Below are 19,775 nucleotides of genomic sequence, written 5' to 3' on the forward strand. Positions count from 1 at the left end.
TGTGGTGAGCAGCAGCACTGTCGGAACAGGCGAGTCCTGCAGCGGAATAAGGCCGATAACAATGATGATCTGTGTGATCGATTGAACGCTTGGCCCCCGCTGCGCGAACTACAGAATGGCCAGGGCGTAAAGCCCACAACAGGCCGGATATACGAATGCAACCGCGCTGACGACAGGTGCAAAAGAAAAGCTTTGCCCACTACTTGTGGGGAGAGTCCATATACCAGTTGTTAGAAGCGTGTTGCACGAATGCGCTCTAAAACCTGGAGTCGTTTTCACAAGGCACCCCGTCATGGTCTCCGTCCATTTTAGTGTTTGGGCAGTTTCTTACAAAATACTCAGCTTCTGCTCTTGAGCGCATTTGGCTGCAGTGTTGCCTGCCATCACAGGAGAAGTTATTTGTTGGTTGCTGTAATGCTGTTACAGGGGCTTGGAATACCTGAGGTTCTGAAGAAATATCTGCTTGTGTTGTAGCAATATTTTTTTGGTAGTAATTCCAGCCAACGAATGTGATCAGTGCGTAAATAATTAACTTCTTCAAGATTTCACCAATTTCTGCTCATGTTTCTAACGTTTGGTTAAGGGGCGGGCTTTAGCCCGTCCCAGTGAGCGAAGCGAACGGTTTGAACCACTAGTTAGGAGCCCGTTCACAATGGTTTATTTTCAATGCTCTGGCTAGGAAATAAACACCGCCTGCAAGACTTAGCTTGGAAATTCCGCCAATTAATCCGAGAACAACTGCGCCCGTTGCTGGTAATGGGTTGCCTAACTCAAAGTTCGTTTCTAAAAATATTTGTGCTAAAAAGCCAAGCCCTAAAGCGCCATTGAATGAAATTTGGATTACTAATGAATAAATAGCGTAGATGCCGATTAAAATTCCTGCTTTTTTGCTTTTTGATACAAGAATGAATAACGCCAAACCAACCAATAGCAGCTCTGCTGAATAATGGATTGCTATTTCGATATTTTGAAGAAGCAATGTAGGGTTCCTAACGTTTGGTTAAGGGGCGGGCTTTAGCCCGTCCCAGTGAGCGAAGCGAACGGTTTGAACCAGTTGTTATACCTAAACTGCGCCAAACAGTTTTCGCGATTCATTCAATGAAATTAGATGTTCCTCAAGATTTTTTTCATGGTGACTTGGTTCGCCGTTGCTGAGGCTTATGATTGTGGAAGCACACATTGTAGCTACTTGAATTTGGTTGCTAGCTTTTTCTGCGCTGCCTCGAATTTGGCGAAACACCGAATTTCCAACTTGATCGGGAAAGTTTTTCTGAAGGGCTTTCAATTTTGGCCTGAGGACTTCCAAGACAGAGTTCCCATATTTTATGGCCTCATCTCTAGATGGAATTTTCCCTTTGTGGATAACTTCATTTCTGAAGGTGATCATGCCTTGGGGGAGAAGGGATGCTGCTTCTTTAAAATGAGTTGCCCAGAGAAATATGAAGGCACCAAGTTGACGCTCTGATTGACTGGAGACAGAGTTCCAAACGGATTGAAATAAAACGTCAGATTCGGTGGATTTTTCAAGAAAAATTCGGATTGCACATTCGTAAAAGCGCTCAAGGCTAGATGTAAATGATGAGACAGCCTCGCGATAATATCCGTCCAGTATTGCGTGAGCGCCAATGTCAAATAGAACTTCAAATTTTTGCTGCTGAAGGACTGTTACGGTTGTATGGCCAAAAGAGCAAGTGACTTCATAACAGCCGTCATCTTTAAATTCGACGCGTGCAAACTCCCCAGATGGCCGACCAAATTCTTGTAGGCACTGCATGCAGGGGATTATTAGACGCATCGATTCTCTCTTTAGGTATAACTATAAATAGACACCAAATGGTGTGATAACGCCTGCTGCATTTGGTGGATAACCTTCCTTGTGCCCTTCGCTAACCCTATCTAGGCTGAGCAATGCAGCGGTCGGGTGACCGTATAAGGAGTTATGCACCATGGATGGCAAGCCTCGTTTGCTCGATCAGGTTCGTGAACAGACTCGTTTGAAACATTACTCGATTCGTACTGAGCGAGTCTATTGTGAGTGGATCAGGCGATTTATTCGTTTTCACCAGTATCGGCATCCGTCGGAAATGGGGGCGGCGGAGGTGGAAGCTTTTTTGTCTGATCTGGCGGTGCGGCACAATGTGTCAGCTTCGACGCAGAATCAGGCGCTGGCTGCGTTGCTCTTCCTTTATAAACAGGTACTCAAACTGGAGTTGCCCTGGCTGGGGGAGGTGGTGAGAGCGAAGAAACCGCAGCGTTTGCCGGTGGTGTTGAGTGTCGAGGAAGTGCAGGCGGTATTGGCGCAGTTGCACGGCGAGCTATGGTTGATCGCCAGTTTGTTATATGGCTCGGGAATGCGCTTGATGGAGGTGCTGCGTTTGCGGGTCAAGGATGTGGAATTCTCCAGTCGACAGATTCTGGTGCGCGATGGCAAGGGGGCGAAGGATCGAGTCACGGTTCTGCCGTTGCGTTTACTTGAGCCGTTGAAGCGTCAGTTGCAACTGGTGAAGGCACTGCACAATGCGGAGTTGTTGGCCGGGCGTGGCGATGTGTATTTGCCTGATGCGTTGGCGCGTAAGTATCCCAAGGGGCCTTGGGAGTGGGCCTGGCAGTATATGTTTCCGGCGCAGGGGCTGTCGGTCGATCCGCGCAGCGGTGCGCGGCGGCGTCACCATGTTGATGAGAAGCGCTTGCAGCGGGCCTTCAAGAGAGCGGTCAGGGCTGCGGGGCTTGCTAAGCTGGCCACGCCACATACCCTGCGCCACTCCTTCGCCACGCACCTGCTGGAAAGTGGTCAGGATATTCGCACGGTACAGGAGTTGCTCGGCCATGCCGATGTGAAGACCACGATGATCTACACCCATGTCCTTAACCGTGGCGGGCTGGCGGTGTTGAGCCCGCTGGACCGGGTGTAACAGGTGGGGAGGTTGACGGCAACTTACTCGGCGCTGTGATTCGGGCTTTGCAGCAGGCGGTAATAGAAGCCGCTGGCATTGGCCCGTTTATCGATGTCCACGCGTTTGTTGGTGCCGCCGATGACCAGGCTGTTGCTGAAACTCTGCCGGATCACTTCGGCAAACTGTTGCTAGGCTGCACCGTTGACCTCGGATACCACCGAGGTCTCGCGGCCTGCGGGCAGTTGGCGGTCCTTCCCCGACCAGCGCCGCAGGATGCTCTGGCTGCTGGTGGTCGGGTGCTCGGTGTTAGCGCTCAGGCGTGGATAGCGTTGCTCCAGCCACTTGCGCATGCCAGCGAAGGCGGCGGCGCTGACGGCCTGTTGGTCGGCGCGCCGACCTGATGTGACAGGGCCGGTAGCCGACGAGCACGGCAATCAGGCGCGCAGGGCGATTGGCGGAATCAGTAGCAGACGTTTTATCTCTTTAATGGGCGCAGAACCAGTTGGCTGCGGCTATTGACCTTGATCGCCTCGCCATCCAGGTGCATCGGCACATACTCGCCACGTATATAGCGCTCGGCCTGGTCCTTGTAGTGGGTATCGAACAGCACGCCGCTCTGGCCGACCGGGTTGATGCCCAGCGCGCTGCTGGCGTCGGCGAGGTCGATCAGGCGGCGGGTCGAGGGGCCGTAGACCACCGACCAGGGCGCGGGGCCGATCGGCTGCGACAGGTTGTTCGGGGTTTCGCGGCTGCCGGGCGCAGCGAAGGGGCCGACGTTGAACAGCATATCCAGCGGCTTGCGCTGGCCCAGCGGGTGGTTGTGGGTGAGGGTGTGGGTGCTGCCCCAGGCCCATTGGCTCGGGTCGTTACCGAGGGTGTTGCGCAGGTGCGCCAGGCAGTTCTGCCAGGCGGCCTTGACGGCATCGGCGCGGGTTTCCACGGCATCGCTGCCGCGGTTGTCCCACCAGGGTGAGTCGGCAGCGGCGGTCAGGCGCGGCAGGGCGCTGTCGAGCGCTCGGGTTTGCAGCAGGTTGGCGAAGAAGGCGTCCCCCAGTTCGTCGGCCATGGCCTCAAACGCCAGTTGATAGACCAGCTGGTTGAACAGGGTGGCGGCAGTGGCGTCGAGTGTGTGCTGGCCATCCCAGTTCAGCAGCTGCTCGATCAGGGCCTGTTCCTCGGCATCGCCGGCGGCGGCACGCAGGTCGGCGGCCAGCGGCGCGAGCAGGCGTTGCGGGTAGCCGGTGCCGGGGTCGAGTTGCAGGGCCTGGCTGTTGCTCAGGTCCCACTTCACGCTGCTGTCGCTCAGGTGTTGGTCCAGGCGTTGGCCGCGGTCGGCCAGGTTGTAATAGCCGGGTATCTCCATGCCGGTCGGCGAAACGGGCTGGTAGTTGGCCGAGACGATATAGCCGCGCGCCGGGTTCTCCTCCTGCGGGTTGGCGCTGAACGGGTAGTAGCCGTCCTTCTGCGCCTCGCCGCTGGCTCCGTCGAGGATAAAGCTCGGGTTGACCCCGGCCGGCCGGCGCGGCAGTTTCGCCGCCGCCCACCAGCCGATATCGCCGCTGGCATTAGCCCACACCACGTTCAGTCCGGGGGCCTCGATATGCTCGACGGCGGCGCGGGCCTGCTCCAGGCTGGCGGCGCGGTTGAGCTGGTAGAAGCCGTCGAGGATCGGGTTCGCGGTCTCCAGGAACGCCCACCACATGGCAATCGGCGTGCTGCCGACGGTTTCGCCCAGGGCGCTGTTGATGAGCGGGCCGTGGGGCGAGCGGCGGATGGTCAGGCTGACCGGTTCGGCGTCCTTGACCTTGATCTGTTCTTCGCGGCTGTGCAGCTCGACCCACTGGCCGCGGTACCAGACCTGATTGGGGTTGTCTGGGTTGGTTGTTTCGGCGATCAGGTCGAGGTCGTCGTTCTGGAACATGGTCAGGCTCCAGGCGAACTCGCGGTTATGCCCCAGCGAAGCCACCGGATTGAGCGCCTGGTGATGGCCGTACAGGCTGAATCCGGGGTAGCTGAGGTTGGCCTCGTACCACACCGAGGGCGTGGCGAAGCGGATATGCGGGTCGCCGGCCAGCAGCGGTTTGCCGCTGGCGGTGCGGCTGCCGGACACCGCCCAGGCGTTGCTGCCCTCGAACTGCGGCAGGCCGGCATTCAGCAGCGCGGCGTGGCTCAGTTCGGCGATGGCGTTGAGGTCCTGCCAGTCGCCGGCGGCGAGGCTCTGCCCGACCACGCCCTGGGGGTGCCAGTCGAGGTCGAAGGCCTTGAGGTAGTCGGCCCCGAGCTGATCGCGGATATGCGTCAGCACCGGTTCGGTGCGAAACGCCGCGGCGAAGCTGTAGGCCATATAGCCGGCGACACTGATGGTATCGGCCACGCTGAACGGGCGCGGCGCGATGCCCAAGACATCAAACTCCAGCGGTGCGGGGCGGCTGGCCTGGTACTGGTTGATGCCGTCCAGGTAGGCCAGCAGTGCCTGGCTGGCCGGGGTGTGCATGTCCATCTGCGCGGCGTAGCGGTCGGCGTGTTCGCGAATGCCCAGGGTGCGGAACAGGCGGTCGGTGTCGACCAGTTTGCTGCCGAGAATTTCCGCCAGTTCGCCGCGGGCCAGGCGGCGCAGGAGTTCCATCTGGAACAGCCGGTCCTGGGCGTGCACGTAGCCCAGGGCGCGGTACATATCGGCCTCGTGCCGGGCCTGGATATGCGGAACGCCGCGCTCGTCGTAATCCACCGTGACCGCGGCCTGCAGGTCGTTCAGGTGCAGTTCGCCGCTGCGCTGCGGCTGCTTGCCGTCGATGTACCAATAAGCGCCGGCGGCGCTGGCGGCGACGAGCAGGGCAAGGGCGGTCAGGGAGCGCTTCATCGGTTTTCCTTATTCTGGGTGGTGACGCGGCGCGGCCATTGTGCGGGCCGCTCGCCAGGACTGGCATTGACCAAATGCATGGATGATGAAAGTCTTTGGTCACTAACTGGAGGCTCGATGGACGCCGATCCGCATAACGGCATGGCCAGTGCCTTGACCCATTCCCCAACCTTGCGCCGGCTGCTCTACGAGGCCCTGGCCGAACTCGGCCTCGACCCCACCGACACCTATCGCCAGGCCTACCGCGGCGTGGCCCTGGCTCCGCCGCTGCTTGACGCCCGCGAAGACCACGACAGCGCGCCGCGCTTCTGGCAGGACCTGGCGGCCATCACGGGCGATCCGGATATCGGCCTGCATCTGGGCGCGGTGATGCAGCCGCGGCCGCTGGACGTGGTCGGCTACCTGCTGCTGGCCAGCCGCGACCTGGGCCAGGCGCTGGACTGCTTCGTGCGTTTCCAGCACATCCTCTCCGGCGGTTTCGCCGCGCGCCTGGAGCTGGACGGCGAGCAGGCGCGGCTGATCTTCGACCTCAACTACCGCGGTATCGGCTCGCTGCGCCAGCAGATGGAGTGCCTGGCGCTGTTGCTGCTGAAGATGCTGGGCAGCGTCTGCGCTAGCGCTATCGCCCTGGACGCCGTGGATTTCCGCCATCCCGCGCCGCGCCGGCTGAGCGAGCACCGGCGGCTGTTCGGCCTGCTGCCGCGCTTCGCCCGGCCCCACGATGCGCTGATCTTTCCCCGCGCCTGGCTGAGCCGACCGTCGCGCAGCGCCAACCCGCGGCTGTTCGCCGTGCTCTGGGCGCAGGCCGAAGTGGAGCTGGCGGAGCTGGAGGAAAACCAGCTGCTCAATCGCGTGCGCTACTGGCTGGAGGTCAACCTGGGCGTGCAACTGTGCGACCTGCCGGGCTGCGCCAAGGCCCTGGGTTACAGCGCCGGCGGCCTGCAGCGCGCCCTGGGCGAACAGCGCCAGAGCTTTCGCCTGCTCCACGATGAGGTCCGCCGCCTGCGCGCCCAGGGCCTGCTCGACAGCGGTCTGGCCATTCGCGAGGTGGCGCGGGCCTGCGGCTTTGCCGAGTTGTCGCCGTTCTACCGGGCGTTCAAACGCTGGCAGGGGACGACGCCGCAGGGTTACCGCCAGCAGTCAGGGGCGATCCAGCAGGCCGTTGAGAAACTACCTGCGTTGCCGATACGGCGTTAAAAACAGGCTCGGCTTCCTCGCCTACGTTTTCAACGGCCTGCTAGTGCAGTGCTGCGGTGTCGATAAAATTTAGATCGCCAGAAAACCGTGGCCTACGCCGTTCGCGTACAGAGGTCACGTCTGGCGCAAAACCTGTAGGAGCGGCTGGGCGGCACTGCGCCTTGGCCGCGAAGCCAGGCGACTCAGTGGCGAGACCTGGCTAGGGTTGCCATTGGCAAAAGCAGCCGACGGCCAGGGTGTTGCCGGCGCTGACCGGGCGGTTGGCGGCCAGGGCTTCGAGTATGGGTTCGATAAAGCTGTTGTTCGAGGTGCAGGTGAGCCCTTCGCTGTAGGGGCCGAAGTAGGCGAGCTGGCCGTCACGGTCCCAGATCGCCACCGCCGGGCTGGCCGGGATCTGTTCGCTACCCGCGAGGCCGGGCAGGGCCTGCAGGGCGCTCAGGGTGGCAGGCAGCTGACCTTGGCTGCCGGGCTTCTGCACGGCATAGAAGCTCACGCCCAGGGGGCCATAGTGTTCGAGCAGCTCGGCCAGGTGCTGCTGGTTGCCGACGTTGCAGGGGCAGGCCGGGTCCCAGAAGTGCACCAGGCGGATCGGCCCGGGGCCGGCCAGCTCGGCGGGCAGGCGCAGGCGTTCGCCGTAGAACAGCGCCGTCTGGTCGCTGAAACTGCGGATAAAGCGCGCCTCGTACCACTGGTAGGCGGCGAGCATGGCCGCGCCCCAGAGCAGAAGCAGCAGGCCGGCGAGCAGGCGTTTGTAGGTTCTGGGCATGGTTGGTCTTCGTAAACAGGTGCGCAGCTTGCCATGGCTGGCGCGACAGCTGAATATCCACAGCTCGAACCACGCAGCGTCGTCGCCCTGTCAATCACTCCTCGGATAGTCGGAAGCCCCATGTCAGAGCCCTTTCAGCCGGATAACCTGATCGCCAGTCTGCGACCCTTGGCCGCAGCGGCGTCGCTCACCCCGGCCGAGCAGAATTACCGGAGTTTCTACGGTTTCGCCGGCAATGGCGCAGCGCACAGCCGGTTGGGCACTATCCAGGCGGGTGCTTACCGGATTGCCCTGCAGGCCTGGTGGCCCGAGCAGCCGCGCGCCACCCTGGTGCTGCTGCACGGCTATTACGACCACAGTGCGCTGTACCGCCATGTGATCGACTGGGCCCTGGCGATGGGCTTTGCCGTGCTGACCTTCGACCTGCCCGGGCATGGTCTGTCCAGTGGTGCGCGGGCCAGCATCGGCGACTTTGCCGAGTACCAGCTGGTGCTGCAGGCGGTGCTGGCCGAGGCGGCCGCCCTCGAGCTGCCGCAACCCTGGCATCTCTGTGGGCAGAGCACCGGCGGGGCGATTCTGATCGACTACCTGCTGAGCGGTCAGCCCGGTCCCGAGGTGGGCCAGACCATCCTGCTCGCGCCCTTGATCCGGCCGCGGGCCTGGGGTTGGTCGCAGCTCAGCTACAGGGTGATGAAGCACTTCGTCCGGGAGATTCCCCGGCGTTTCAGCGTCAACTCCAGCGATGCCGCCTTTATCGATTTCGTCCATCACCAGGACCCGCTGCAGCCGCGCTGCCTGCCGACTGCCTGGGTGGGGGCGCTGAGCCAGTGGGTGCCGCGCATCGAGTCGGCCCCGCGCAGCCCCCACAGCCCGCTGATTATCCAGGGCGAGGCGGATATGACGGTGGCCTGGGAGCACAACCTCGAGGTGTTGCAGGACAAGTTCGCCGCACCGCAGATCCTGCGCCTGGACCAGGCGCGCCACCATCTGGCCAATGAAACAGCGGCCTTGCGCCAGCGTTATTTCGACTTTCTGAGCGAGCGCCTGGCGTAGGGCGTACTCGGCTTTGGCCTCCTGCGTCGCTCTACCTCCTGCCTCCATGCAGTCGTCGCGAAGCAGTACGCCGTTGGGGTTTGGCGGTGCCGAAGAGTGGCGGACTGTTCGCTGGTGCTCCTGAGTCCGCCCTACGTCTCCTCAACCCAACTTCAAATCCCCTGCGGTGCCGGGGCCAGGCTGGCGCTGCTCTGGCCAACCGCCAGGCCGCTGCGAATGGCGGCCAGGGCGGCCTGGTAATAGGCCTTGCCCGCTTCCGACTGGGCAAAGCTGACGAATTCTTCCAGTTCCGGATCGCTCAGCTCGCGGTAGACGTGTAGCAGGGTGTTGTCGAGGTCCGCGCCGATCTGCTCCATCAGGCGTTGGCGCTGGCCGTTGAGCAGGGCTTGCGCGCTATCGCCACCGAGCAGGCCGGGGAGCATCTGGCTGAGGCTGTCGGCGGCCACGCCGGCCAGGGCCAGGCTGACCTCGGCACCGGCTTCCTTGGCCGGCAGCGCCTGGGCCAGGTGACGGATCAACAGACGGCGGGTGGCACTGGCCTCGTTGCGCGGCAGGCCATTGGCATAGCGCGCCAGCTGGTCGCTGCGGGTGGCGAGCAGTTCGGCGTCGATGATCTTGCGTCCCAGGGGCGACTGGAAGAACTGCAGCGCGGAGGCGGGCTCGTCGAGGTTATCGCGCAGGCCCTGCTGGGCGCGCTGGTCGATGGCCTGGGCGGCGAAGCGCTGGTTGCTGTTGTTCACCAGCGCCTGGTACACCGCCGGCGGCAAGCTGCCGCGATAACGCTCCTGAGCGGCCTGCAGGGCGTCGCTGAAATGCATGCGCTGCTGTGGCCAGCCGGCGGCCTGGTATAGCTGCAGGTAATCGTCGGCGAGGGCGGGCAGGCTGAGTAGCAGGGTCAACAGCAGTGAGGTGACGCGCATAAGAACTCCGTTGGTGAAGGCGGCTATTCTCGATGGGCAGCGGGCGCTTGTCGAGGCGCGCTCGGCGGCCTGCTAGAATCGCCGTCCTGCATAGATGCAGGTACTCATTTCCTGGGGCAATAATTGACAACCCTGTCTGGCGATAACCCGAGTGCGTGCCTGGCACGCATCATCGATGACCTGGCCGAGCACGGCTGGTCGCTGCAACCCCTGTTCATACCCCCTACTCTGACTCTCGATCTGGCCGAAGAGTGCCATAGGCGCGCTGCCGCCGGTGCGCTGGTGCCGGCCAGTGTCGGCCGTGGCACCCTGGTGGTGGTCAGCGAGGGTGTGCGCGGCGACCGCATTCAATGGCTGGAAACCGGCCAGGACGCGGCCTGCGACCAATACCTGACGATCATGGATGGGCTGCGCCAGGCGCTGAATCAGGGGCTGTACCTGGGACTGGAGGATTTCGAGAGCCACTTCGCCCTGTATCCGCCGGGGGCCTTCTATCTCAAGCACCTGGATCGCTTTCGCGACAACGACCGGCGTACGGTGTCGGTGGTGCTCTATCTCAATCAGGACTGGCAGGCCGAGCAGGGCGGTGCCCTGCGCCTGTATCTGGTGGACGGCGAGACGTTCGATGTGCTGCCGCAGGCGGGCAGTCTGCTGGTGTTTCTCTCGGCGCAGATGCCCCATGAGGTGTTGCCGGCGACCCGTGAGCGTCTGTCGCTGACCGGCTGGTTCCGTCGGCGTGGGGATGGCCTGTTCTAGGAGCCTGTCGGACTTAACACTGTTCTACTGCGGAAAAGCCGGACTCGGCCATTTTTCTGCTCTTTCTCGTTAAATAGCTCGCTATTCGCCTCGAAAGATCAACAAAACTGACTCGAGCCGGACTTTCCCTCGCTACGAACGGTCAAGCCCGACAGGCTCCTAGGACGGTTGGCGTGGGCGGTCAATGGCCCCAGATGCGCAGATGCCCCTGCAGGTTGCTGAGGTCGCGGATTTCCACCCGGCCCAGGGTGCTGGAGCCGGGCGCGCCGGCATTGCCGATGCCGAGGTCGGCGGCGATACGCATGCGGATGGTCAGCGGCGTGGTGATCAGACCGTCGGCCAGCAGCTGATCGCTGGTGGTTTTCAGGTCGGGCAGGGCCAGTTGCAGCTTCTGCGTGCCGCCCTGGCCGACCACGTCGACCTGCAGGGTCGGGGCGTTGACCAGGGCGCTGTTGAAGTAGAGCTTGGCGGGGCCATAGGCGACGCTCACCGGGCAGTCGCCGGGGGCGGCGCAGCCGTTGTCGATCTGCAGGTTGCGCAACTGCAGGCTGCCGCCGTCGTCTTCCCAGCTGATTTTCGCCGCCTCGGTTTTCAGGTCCAGGGTCAGGGTGATGCCGGCCTGGCCGGCGATGGCGCTCAGTGAGGCGTTGTCCAGGGCCTGCATTTCCCCGTGGGCCTGGCCAAGTGGCAGCAGGCAGGTCAGCAGGGCCGGCAGCAGAAGCCGATAAGTGACGGTGGGCATGATGCGTATCCCTCGCTGGAACAGTGATGACACGCAGTCTGGTCGCGCGCGAGCTGTGGCACCATTGTCCGGCGCGGCTTCCCGCCTAAGGATAGGTCGGGGGCCGGCGCAGGCCCGGGCGGCGGCGTGAACGGCTTGGCAGTTTGGCCGCAGCCCCGGCCCTTAGGTTGGCCGCTGCAGGCGCGGCAACGGCCTGGGTGTTACCTAGCGTGACCGTACCAAGAGGAGGATGTGATGCAGAAAATACTGGTAAGCCGCTGCCTGTTGGGCCATCCCGTGCGCTACGACGGCGGTGCCCATGGCCCGTTTACTGTGCTTGAGCGCTGGCGGCAGGAGGGGCGCATTGTGCCGCTGTGCCCGGAAGTCGCCGGCGGCCTGCCGACCCCGCGCGCTCCGGCGGAAATTGCCGGTGGCCAGGGCGCGCAAGTGCTCGATGGGCGTTTGCCGGTGCTGACCCTGGACGGCGAGGATGTCAGCGCCGCCTTTGTCGAGGGGGCCGAGCAGGCGCTGGCGCTGGTGGCGAAATATGGCATCCGTATGGCGCTGCTCAAGGCGCGCAGCCCGTCGTGCGGCAACCGGGAAAACTACGATGGCAGTTTCAGTGGCACCAGGGTCGCGGGTGAAGGGGTCACCGCTGCGGCCTTGCGCCGTGCCGGGGTGCGGGTGTTTAGCGAAGAAGAGCTGCCGGCAGCGGAGGCGGCGCTGCGTGAGCTGGAGGAGCATCCGATCTAGGGTAAGAGCACTTAAATCGCGAGCATAAAAAAGGGAGGCCGCAGCCTCCCTTTTTCGTATCGCGGCAGCGCTTAGAACCTGGATTACGATCTCGCGAGCTAGAGTCCTGCAAGGAAAAAACAGGCGAGGAAGCGGAGTGTACTTTTGTACATGAGCATTCCGAGCCTGTTTTTAACGCCGCAGGGCCGACGCGCAGCAGATCGTGACCAGGTTCTTAGAACAGTACGCGGCTACGGATGGTGCCTTTCACGTGCTGCAGCTTCTCCAGCGCCAGATCGGAGTAATCGGCGTCGACGTCGATTACCACGTAGCCGACCTTGTCGTTGGTCTGCAGGAACTGGCCGGAGATGTTGATGCCGTTTTCGGCGAACACGTTGTTGATCTCGCTCATCACGCCCGGGATGTTGGCGTGGATGTGCAGCAGACGGTGCTTGCCCGGGTGCGCCGGCAGGGCCACTTCGGGGAAGTTGACCGAGGACACCGAGGTACCGTTGTCGCTGTACTTGACCAGCTTCTCGGCCACTTCCAGGCCGATATTGGCCTGGGCTTCGGCAGTCGAACCACCGATATGCGGCGTCAGGATCACGCGATCCAGGCCACGCAGCGGGCTTTCGAACTCTTCGTCGTTGGACTTCGGTTCGGCCGGGAACACGTCGATGGCCGCGCCGATCAGGTGTTCGTCCTTGATCGCCTGTGCCAGGTGATCCAGTTCGACCACGGTGCCGCGAGCGGCGTTGATCAGGATGCCGCCCTTTTTCATCGCGCGGATTTCCTTCTCGCCGATCATCCACTGGGTGGATGGCAGCTCGGGTACGTGCAGCGAGACGATGTCGCACATGCCCAGCAGGTCGTGCAGCTTGGCGATCTGGGTGGCGTTGCCCAGCGGCAGTTTGGTCACGGTGTCGTAGAAGAACACCTGCATGCCCATGGCTTCGGCGAGTACCGAGAGCTGGGTGCCGATGGAGCCGTAACCGACGATACCCAGCTTCTTGCCGCGGATTTCGAAGGAGTTGGCCGCCGATTTGATCCAGCCACCCCGGTGGCAGGAGGCATTCTTCTCGGGGATGCCGCGCAGCAGCAGGATGGCCTGGGCCAATACCAGTTCGGCCACCGAACGGGTGTTCGAGTAGGGCGCGTTGAACACGGCGATACCGCGCTCGCGGGCGGCGTCGAGGTCGACCTGGTTGGTGCCGATGCAGAAGCAGCCCACGGCCACCAGCTTGTTCGCGCAGTCGAACACTTCGGCAGTCAGCTGGGTGCGCGAACGGATACCGATAAAGTGCGCGTCGGCGATCTTTTCTTTCAGCTCGTCGTCGGAGAGTGCGCCCTTGAGGTACTCGATGTTGGTGTAACCAGCGGCCTTCAGGGTGTCCACTGCATTCTGGTGGACGCCTTCGAGAAGAAGGAACTTGATCTTGCTCTTGTCGAGAGAGGTCTTGCTCATCGGAGTACCTGTCGTCCCACAAATAGTGTCAGGGAAATGCATCGGCGACGTCGCCGAGCGGGCCTCGCTGAATCGGCTCGAGGCACGATTCACGGGGTGCGTATGCTAGCATGATCTTCTTTTTCCATGCTCGGTTGCGACCTGAATGGTTCTCAGGGCGACCATGAATTGTTTGAGAGTTCACTTGATGACTACTGCTGCCCTGATCGATGAGCTGAAGACCCTGGTTGAGCCCGGCAAGGTGCTGACCGATGCCGATTCCCTCAACGCCTACGGCAAGGACTGGACCAAGCATTTCGCGCCGGCCCCCCTGGCGATTGCCTTCCCCAAGAGCATCGAGCAGGTGCAGGCCATTGTCCGTTGGGCTAACCGGCACAAGGTCGCGCTGGTACCGTCCGGTGGCCGTACCGGCCTGTCCGCCGGTGCCGTGGCCGCCAATGGCGAAGTGGTGGTGGCCTTCGACTATATGAACCAGATTCTCGAGTTCAACGAATTCGACCGCACCGCCGTGTGTCAGCCGGGCGTGGTGACCAAGCAGCTGCAGATGTTCGCCGAGGACAAGGGCCTGTACTACCCGGTGGACTTCGCCTCGGCCGGTTCCAGCCAGATCGGCGGCAATATCGGCACCAATGCCGGCGGTATCAAGGTGATTCGCTACGGCATGACCCGCAACTGGGTGGCCGGCCTCAAGGTCGTCACCGGTACCGGCGAGCTGCTGGAGCTGAACAAGGACCTGATCAAGAACGCCACCGGTTACGACATGCGCCAGCTGTTTATCGGTGCCGAAGGCACCCTGGGTTTCGTCGTCGAGGCGACCATGCGCCTGGACCGTGCGCCGAAGAACCTCACCGCGATGGTCCTCGGCACCCCGGACTTCGACTCGATCATGCCGGTGCTGCACGCCTTCCAGAACAAGCTCGACCTGACCGCCTTCGAGTTCTTCTCGGACAAGGCCCTGGCCAAGATCATGGCCCGCGGCGACGTGCCGGCGGCCTTCGAAACCGATTGCCCGTTCTACGCCCTGCTGGAATTCGAAGCCACCACCGAGGAAGTCGCCGAGGCGGCCCTGGCCACCTTCGAGCATTGCGTCGAGCAGGGTTGGGTGCTCGATGGCGTAATGAGCCAGAGCGAGCAGCAGCTGCAGAACCTGTGGAAGCTGCGCGAGTACATCTCGGAAACCATCAGCCATTGGACGCCGTACAAGAACGATATCTCGGTCACCGTCTCGAAAGTGCCGGCGTTTCTGCACGATATCGACGCGATCGTCGGCCAGCATTACCCGGACTTCGAAATCGTCTGGTTCGGTCATATTGGCGACGGCAACCTGCACCTGAATATCTTGAAGCCAGAGAACCTGTCCAAGGACGAGTTCTTCGCCAAGTGCGCCACCGTCAACAAGTGGGTGTTCGAGACCGTGCAAAAGTACAACGGCTCGATCAGCGCCGAGCACGGCGTGGGCATGACCAAGCGCGATTACCTGACCTACAGCCGTTCGGAAGCCGAGATTGGCTATATGAAGGCGATCAAGGCGGTGTTCGATCCGAACGGGATCATGAATCCGGGCAAGATTTTCCCGCTCTGATAGCTGCTGCGCTCGACCATGCTGCGTTGGCGTACCCGGAAAAAATGCTCATTGGCAGCAGCCAACTCCGCTTTTTTCCGGATACGCCGCCTTGCCTGGCCTTCGCTCGCGACGCTCTCAGCGAGCTGATTAAATCTTTGGTCGCAACGACGGTCTGCGCTGAAGCCGGCATGATCCTAGGGCGGGTGCAGCCCGCCACCTGACACACCGCACGCTCCCACAAAGAGCCGAGCACGGTATTCCCATAAGGAGTCGCCCATGAGTTACCAGCATCAGTACATCGATGGCACCCATATCCATTTTCCCCTGGGCAAGGTGGTGTGCATCGGCCGTAACTACGCCGAGCACGCCAAGGAACTGAACAACCCGGTGCCCACCGAGCCGTTGCTGTTTATCAAGGCCGGCAGCTGTGTGGTACCGCTGGATGACGGCTTCACCCTGGTCGAGGGCCGTGGTGACGTGCATTACGAGGCGGAGATCGCCGTGCTGATCGGCAAGCCGCTGTCGCGCACGCCGAATGCCGAGGAGGTGCGCGACGCCATCTCCGGCTTCGCTCCGGCCCTGGACCTGACCCTGCGCGACCTGCAGACCAGGCTCAAGGAAAAGGGCTACCCCTGGGAAACCGCCAAGAGCTTCGACGGTGCCTGTGTGCTGGCCCCCTTTGTGCCCGGCGATGCAGTCGAAGACCTCTCCGATATCGGCATTCGCCTGAGCATCAACGGTGAGGTGCGTCAGGACGGCAATAGCCGCGACATGCTCAACCCGATTCTGCCGATGATCCAGCACATCTGCGGCCACTTCAGTCTGCAGCCGGGCGATGTGATCCTCACCGGTACGCCGGTGGGCGTCGGCGCGCTGCACAAGGGCGATGAGCTGGTGCTGGAGCTGGTCGGCCACAGTCGCTTCGCCAGCCGCGCGCTCTAGCCACTGCCGGGGCTGGCTGTGCGGGCACCTGGAGGTGCCTGCTAATAGAAACTTAAGCGTTGCGCTCTAGTCTGATCGTCATCGTTCTGTCGAGTCGTGTGCGATGCCTGGCCGGTTTTCCTCCTTGATGCGTCCGCGCTGGTGGACGCTGTTGTTGTTGCTGGTGGCCGTGATCCTGTTGGCGGGTTACCTGCACTGGGATGATCGACTGCGCTTCTGGTTCAAGCAGCAGCAGTCGAGCCCTGCCGAACAGCAGGCGAGCATCTGGCTGCCCGGCTATCGCGCGGTGCTGCAGGGCAAGCCGGTGCAGGGCCTGGAAGATGATGAGCTGTCCGGCCTGACCTACAGTGCGGCCAGCAATACCCTGTTCAGTGTGACGGGCAAGAACCCACAGTTGATCGAGCTGACGTTGGATGGTCAGGTGATCCGGCGCATCCCTCTGCATGGGTTTTCCAATCCAGAAGGGGTGGAAATGCTCGCCGATGGTCGCCTGGCGGTTATCGATGAGCGCAAGCGTACCCTGACTACCTTCAAGCTGGACGCTTTGACCCGCAGCCTGGAATTTGCCGATCTAGCGTCTTTCGACCTGGGCTTTGCCAAGGCCGGCAACAAGGGCTTCGAGGGTATTGCCTGGGACTCGCGCAACGAGCGCGTGCTGCTGGGCAAGGAACGCAGTCCACTGGGGCTGTTCAGTCTGCCTTTCCCCGGTGAGGATGGCGCTGCGGGGGCATTGCAGCCGCTGCCAACCGGGCATCTGTTCCTGCGCGATATTTCCTCGCTGAGCTATGACGCCCGCACCGGTCATGCGCTGGTGCTGTCGGACGAGTCGCGCCTGCTGCTGGAGGTGGATGCCCGCGGCGAGCCGGTCAGTTTTATCAGCCTGAGCGGCGGCTTCAACGGCCTGCACCGCGGGATCAAGCAGGCGGAAGGGGTGACCATGGATGCGGCGGGCAATATCTATATCGTCGGCGAGCCCAACCTGTTTTATGTGCTGAGCAAGCTGCCCGCGGTGGCTCGGCCGGAGAACGATTGATTTAAGCTTGGCTTAAGCGGCGATTAAGCCTGGATTCAGCTACGCCCCCTACTCTGGTCCCATCACCCGATTAGAGGCTTACCCCATGAAGCGTTTCACTTTGGTTCTGCTGCTCGCTCCGCTGTTCTCCACCGCCGCCCTGGCGGCCGGCTACACTGGCCCCGGTGCTACGGCTCAGGTCACCAGCGTGGCGGCGGCGCTGAAAGCCAGCGACGACACCCCGGTGCTGTTGCAGGGGCAGATCGTCAAGCGTCTGCAGGACGAACTCTATGAGTTCAAGGATGCCAGCGGCACCATCAATGTCGAGATCGACGACGAGGATTGGCCAGCCCAGGCCGTCTCCGACAGCGTGACGGTCAGGCTGACCGGCGAAGTCGATCATGACCTCACCAGTCGCGAGATCGATGTCGAATCCCTCGAACTGGTCAACTAAGCTACGCCGGCCTTTACCTGCGCCAGCCCGGAGCCCTGCTTCGGGCTGGCGTCGTTGTGTCCCCGTTACTCTTTGCGAGTGAGTCGCCATGCGAGACCATTTCACCTTGAAACGCTTGTCGTTGAGCCTTGCCGTGCTGGCATTGCTGCTGCTCGGGCTGTTTGCCCAGGAGTACCGTCTGTTCGAGCGGGCCTGGTTCAATGTGCAGCAGTGGCAACAGGCGGCTAAAGGTCAGCAGGCCGCCATGCTGTTGTCGGATTACCAGGTGGATATCGAGGCCAGGGTGATCGAGGGGCTGGATGACGATGTCTCGGCGCTGACCTACGACCCGGATCGCAACAGCCTGTTTACCGTGACCAACCAGAAGCCGCAGCTGATCGAACTGTCGCTCGATGGCGAGCTGCTGCGGCGTATCGACCTGCATGGCTTCGGCGATGCCGAGGCGGTCGAGTACATCAGCCAAGGCCTGTATGTGATCACCGACGAGCGCCAGCAGCGTCTGATCAAGGTGCGGGTGGATGATGCCACCACCGAACTGCATGCCGATCAGGCCCAGCAGCTGTCGCTGAGCCTGGGGCTCAATGGCAACAAGGGTTTTGAGGGCCTGGCCTACGATTCGGTCGGCCAGCGTCTGTTTGTCGCCAAGGAGCGCGACCCGCTGCGCATCTATGAAATTCACGGCTTCCCCCAGCGCGACCCGCAGCAGCCGTTTGCCATGCATGTGCTGGATGATCAACAGCGCGATGCCGGCCTGTTCGTGCGCGACCTGTCCAGCCTGCAGTTCGACGAGCGCAGCGGTCATCTGCTGGCGCTCTCCGATGAATCGCGCCTGGTGCTGGAGCTGAATGTCGCGGGCAAGCCGATCAGCAGCCTGTCGCTGCTCGCCGGGCGCAACGGGCTTAAGCGCAGCGTGCCCCAGGGCGAGGGTATCGCCATGGATAACCAGGGCGTGCTCTACCTGGTTAGCGAGCCGAACCTGTTTTATCGCTTCAGGAAGCCTGAGGCAGTGGCTGCTGATTGATGACCGAGGATTGCAGCAGGTGCGCGGTTTTCCATTCAAAGCCCAGGGTCAGGCCGATGGCCGCACAGGCCAGACCACCGGCCAGTCCCCACCACACGCCCTGGGCACCCCAACCCAGCGGGAATGCCAGCACCCAGGCCAGCGGCGCGCCGATCAGCCAGTAGCAGGCCAGGCCGACCCAGAAGGTGGTCTTGGCGTCCTTGAGGCCGCGAATCGCGCCCATGGCGATGGTCTGGATACCATCGAAGAGCTCGAACCAGGCGGCAATCGCCAGCAGGGCCACGGCCAGGGTCACCACCTCGGCATAGGCGCTGTCGCTGGGGTCGAGGAACAGTCCGACCACCCAGTGCGGCGCGAGCCAGAACAGACAGGCGAAACCGAGCATGCACAGCGCACCGAGGCCGATGCCCAGGCGGCCGGCCTGGCGTGCCTGGTGCAGCCGGCCTGCGCCGAAGTGCTGGCCGATACGGAAGGTCACCGCGTAGGAAATCCCCACCGGCACCATAAAGGCCACATACACCGACATGATCGCGATCTGGTGCGCCGCCAGTTGCTGGCTGCCCAAGGCCCCCATGCTCAGCGCGGCGAAGGCGAACAGCCCGGCCTCCACCGCATAGGTGCCGCCAATCGGCAGGCCCAGGCGCAGCAGCTCCTTTAGCTGGGCCCACACTGGCCGCAGCAGCCCGCGCCACAATGGGTAAGGGCTGTAGGCGCTGTGGTGCAGCACATGCCAGGCCAGCAGCAGCGCCATGACATTCATCACCACGGCGGTAACCAGGCCGATCCCGGCCAGGCCCAGGTGCGGCAAGCCGAACCAGCCCTTGATCAAGGCATAGTTGAGGATGAAGTTGGCCAGTGCGCCGCCGATGCTGATGGCCATTACCGGGCCGGGGCGGCCGATGGCGCTGGTAAAGCCGCGCAGGGCCATAAAACTCATATAGCCGGGCAGGGCAAAAACCAGGGTTGAGAGAAACTGCATGCCGCCGCTGACATTCTCCGGCTGCTGGCCGAAGTACAGCAGCGCCGGGCCCAGGTTCGACAATGCCAGGCCGGCCAGCAGCGCCAGGCCCCAGCCGAGCCACAGGCCGTTCTGCGTCAGCCGGGTGACCCCGGCGGCGTCCTGCGCGCCGTGACGGATCGCCACCAGATTGCCGACGGAGGCAATCACCCCGACACAGAAGATCGAAATAAAGGAATAGCTGGCTGCGCCCAGGCCGCCGGCGGCCAGCTCCGCGGGGCCGAGCAGGCCCATCATCACCGTGTCGGTAAACACCATCAGCACATGGGCCAGTTGCGCGGCAATCAGTGGCCCGGCGAGTTTCAGGATGGCGCGCAGTTCGCCACGCAGCGGTTGCAGCATGATGAGTTCTACTCAGTCAGAAGGCTTGCCCGGGTGATCCGTGCAGGCAGAGAATGCG

Annotated in this window: 21 protein-coding genes; 10 read left to right on the forward strand and 11 right to left on the reverse strand. The window is 62.3% G+C overall.

Features of this window, described 5'->3' with window-relative positions; genetic code table 11:
- Positions 1-256 precede the first annotated feature (256 nt).
- The 3 genes from AACY13_RS14835 to AACY13_RS14845 form a co-directional block, all read right to left on the reverse strand.
- Complete coding sequence (locus AACY13_RS14835) at positions 257-541, reverse strand: excalibur calcium-binding domain-containing protein (protein WP_339462357.1); 285 nt, start codon at positions 539-541, stop codon at positions 257-259.
- Between the two features lie 90 nt (positions 542-631).
- Complete coding sequence (locus tag AACY13_RS14840; protein WP_339462358.1) at positions 632-979, reverse strand: hypothetical protein; 348 nt, start codon at positions 977-979, stop codon at positions 632-634.
- Between the two features lie 84 nt (positions 980-1,063).
- Positions 1,064-1,795 (reverse strand): hypothetical protein, encoded by a 732-nt coding sequence (locus AACY13_RS14845; protein WP_339462359.1) that lies wholly within the window; start codon positions 1,793-1,795, stop codon positions 1,064-1,066.
- Between the two features lie 151 nt (positions 1,796-1,946).
- Between AACY13_RS14845 and AACY13_RS14850 the strand changes: the two genes are divergently transcribed.
- Positions 1,947-2,912 carry an integron integrase gene (locus AACY13_RS14850; RefSeq protein ID WP_339462360.1) on the forward strand — a complete coding sequence of 322 codons (966 nt, stop codon included), beginning with the start codon at positions 1,947-1,949 and terminating at the stop codon, positions 2,910-2,912.
- 23 nt (positions 2,913-2,935) lie between these two features.
- Here the strand turns inward: AACY13_RS14850 and AACY13_RS14855 are convergent, their stop codons facing one another.
- The 3 genes from AACY13_RS14855 to AACY13_RS14865 all read right to left on the reverse strand — a co-directional run bounded on the left by AACY13_RS14855 (position 2,936) and on the right by AACY13_RS14865 (position 5,754).
- Positions 2,936-3,067, reverse strand: coding sequence for a hypothetical protein (locus tag AACY13_RS14855; protein ID WP_339462361.1), 132 nt, complete (start codon positions 3,065-3,067; stop codon positions 2,936-2,938).
- A 15-nt stretch (positions 3,068-3,082) separates the two neighbouring features.
- Positions 3,083-3,244, reverse strand: a complete 162-nt coding sequence (locus AACY13_RS14860) for a hypothetical protein (RefSeq protein WP_339462362.1) — start codon at positions 3,242-3,244, stop codon at positions 3,083-3,085.
- A 125-nt stretch (positions 3,245-3,369) separates the two neighbouring features.
- Positions 3,370-5,754 carry a penicillin acylase family protein gene (locus tag AACY13_RS14865; RefSeq protein WP_339462363.1) on the reverse strand — a complete coding sequence of 795 codons (2,385 nt, stop codon included), beginning with the start codon at positions 5,752-5,754 and terminating at the stop codon, positions 3,370-3,372.
- Positions 5,755-5,871: 117 nt separating this feature from the next.
- On the opposite strand from AACY13_RS14865, the gene AACY13_RS14870 reads away from it, so the two are divergent.
- Positions 5,872-6,951, forward strand: a complete 1,080-nt coding sequence (locus AACY13_RS14870; RefSeq protein ID WP_339462364.1) for an AraC family transcriptional regulator — start codon at positions 5,872-5,874, stop codon at positions 6,949-6,951.
- 199 nt (positions 6,952-7,150) lie between these two features.
- Here AACY13_RS14870 and AACY13_RS14875 read toward each other — a convergent pair whose 3' ends face one another.
- A complete protein-coding gene (locus tag AACY13_RS14875) occupies positions 7,151-7,717 on the reverse strand; it encodes a DUF6436 domain-containing protein (RefSeq protein ID WP_339462365.1) in 567 nt (188 codons plus the stop codon).
- A 120-nt stretch (positions 7,718-7,837) separates the two neighbouring features.
- On the opposite strand from AACY13_RS14875, the gene AACY13_RS14880 reads away from it, so the two are divergent.
- Positions 7,838-8,770, forward strand: a complete 933-nt coding sequence (locus AACY13_RS14880) for an alpha/beta hydrolase (protein ID WP_339462366.1) — start codon at positions 7,838-7,840, stop codon at positions 8,768-8,770.
- Positions 8,771-8,922: 152 nt separating this feature from the next.
- Here the strand turns inward: AACY13_RS14880 and AACY13_RS14885 are convergent, their stop codons facing one another.
- A complete protein-coding gene (locus AACY13_RS14885; protein ID WP_339462367.1) occupies positions 8,923-9,690 on the reverse strand; it encodes a DUF2059 domain-containing protein in 768 nt (255 codons plus the stop codon).
- A 123-nt stretch (positions 9,691-9,813) separates the two neighbouring features.
- Between AACY13_RS14885 and AACY13_RS14890 the strand changes: the two genes are divergently transcribed.
- The gene (locus AACY13_RS14890; RefSeq protein WP_339462368.1) at positions 9,814-10,446 is read left to right on the forward strand and encodes a 2OG-Fe(II) oxygenase; all 633 of its coding nucleotides are present in this window, start codon (positions 9,814-9,816) and stop codon (positions 10,444-10,446) included.
- Between the two features lie 181 nt (positions 10,447-10,627).
- Here the strand turns inward: AACY13_RS14890 and AACY13_RS14895 are convergent, their stop codons facing one another.
- Positions 10,628-11,188: a DUF6160 family protein gene (locus AACY13_RS14895; protein WP_339462369.1), complete on the reverse strand. Its 561-nt coding sequence runs from the start codon at positions 11,186-11,188 to the stop codon at positions 10,628-10,630.
- A 234-nt stretch (positions 11,189-11,422) separates the two neighbouring features.
- On the opposite strand from AACY13_RS14895, the gene AACY13_RS14900 reads away from it, so the two are divergent.
- Positions 11,423-11,920 carry a DUF523 domain-containing protein gene (locus tag AACY13_RS14900; RefSeq protein WP_339462370.1) on the forward strand — a complete coding sequence of 166 codons (498 nt, stop codon included), beginning with the start codon at positions 11,423-11,425 and terminating at the stop codon, positions 11,918-11,920.
- A 214-nt stretch (positions 11,921-12,134) separates the two neighbouring features.
- Here AACY13_RS14900 and serA read toward each other — a convergent pair whose 3' ends face one another.
- On the reverse strand, positions 12,135-13,364 hold the full coding sequence (gene serA, locus AACY13_RS14905) for a phosphoglycerate dehydrogenase (protein ID WP_339462371.1): 1,230 nt from the start codon (positions 13,362-13,364) through the stop codon (positions 12,135-12,137).
- Positions 13,365-13,551: 187 nt separating this feature from the next.
- Between serA and AACY13_RS14910 the strand changes: the two genes are divergently transcribed.
- From AACY13_RS14910 to AACY13_RS14930, 5 genes are all read left to right on the forward strand, one after another.
- Entirely contained in the window at positions 13,552-14,946 is a 1,395-nt protein-coding gene (locus AACY13_RS14910) for an FAD-binding oxidoreductase (RefSeq protein WP_339462372.1), read from the forward strand.
- Positions 14,947-15,204: 258 nt separating this feature from the next.
- On the forward strand, positions 15,205-15,870 hold the full coding sequence (locus AACY13_RS14915) for a fumarylacetoacetate hydrolase family protein (RefSeq protein ID WP_339462373.1): 666 nt from the start codon (positions 15,205-15,207) through the stop codon (positions 15,868-15,870).
- A 103-nt stretch (positions 15,871-15,973) separates the two neighbouring features.
- Positions 15,974-16,903 carry an SdiA-regulated domain-containing protein gene (locus tag AACY13_RS14920; RefSeq protein ID WP_445262580.1) on the forward strand — a complete coding sequence of 310 codons (930 nt, stop codon included), beginning with the start codon at positions 15,974-15,976 and terminating at the stop codon, positions 16,901-16,903.
- Positions 16,904-16,988: 85 nt separating this feature from the next.
- Positions 16,989-17,336, forward strand: a complete 348-nt coding sequence (locus tag AACY13_RS14925) for a NirD/YgiW/YdeI family stress tolerance protein (protein ID WP_339462374.1) — start codon at positions 16,989-16,991, stop codon at positions 17,334-17,336.
- An 88-nt stretch (positions 17,337-17,424) separates the two neighbouring features.
- A complete protein-coding gene (locus AACY13_RS14930; protein WP_339462375.1) occupies positions 17,425-18,357 on the forward strand; it encodes an SdiA-regulated domain-containing protein in 933 nt (310 codons plus the stop codon).
- On the opposite strand, the gene AACY13_RS14935 is transcribed toward AACY13_RS14930, so the two are convergent.
- Positions 18,326-19,717 carry a NorM family multidrug efflux MATE transporter gene (locus AACY13_RS14935; protein ID WP_339462376.1) on the reverse strand — a complete coding sequence of 464 codons (1,392 nt, stop codon included), beginning with the start codon at positions 19,715-19,717 and terminating at the stop codon, positions 18,326-18,328. The genes AACY13_RS14930 and AACY13_RS14935 overlap by 32 nt on opposite strands.
- Between the last annotated feature and the right edge of the window lie 58 nt (positions 19,718-19,775).

Source organism: Pseudomonas sp. EA_105y_Pfl2_R69, assembly GCF_963970915.1.
GTDB lineage: Bacteria > Pseudomonadota > Gammaproteobacteria > Pseudomonadales > Pseudomonadaceae > Aquipseudomonas.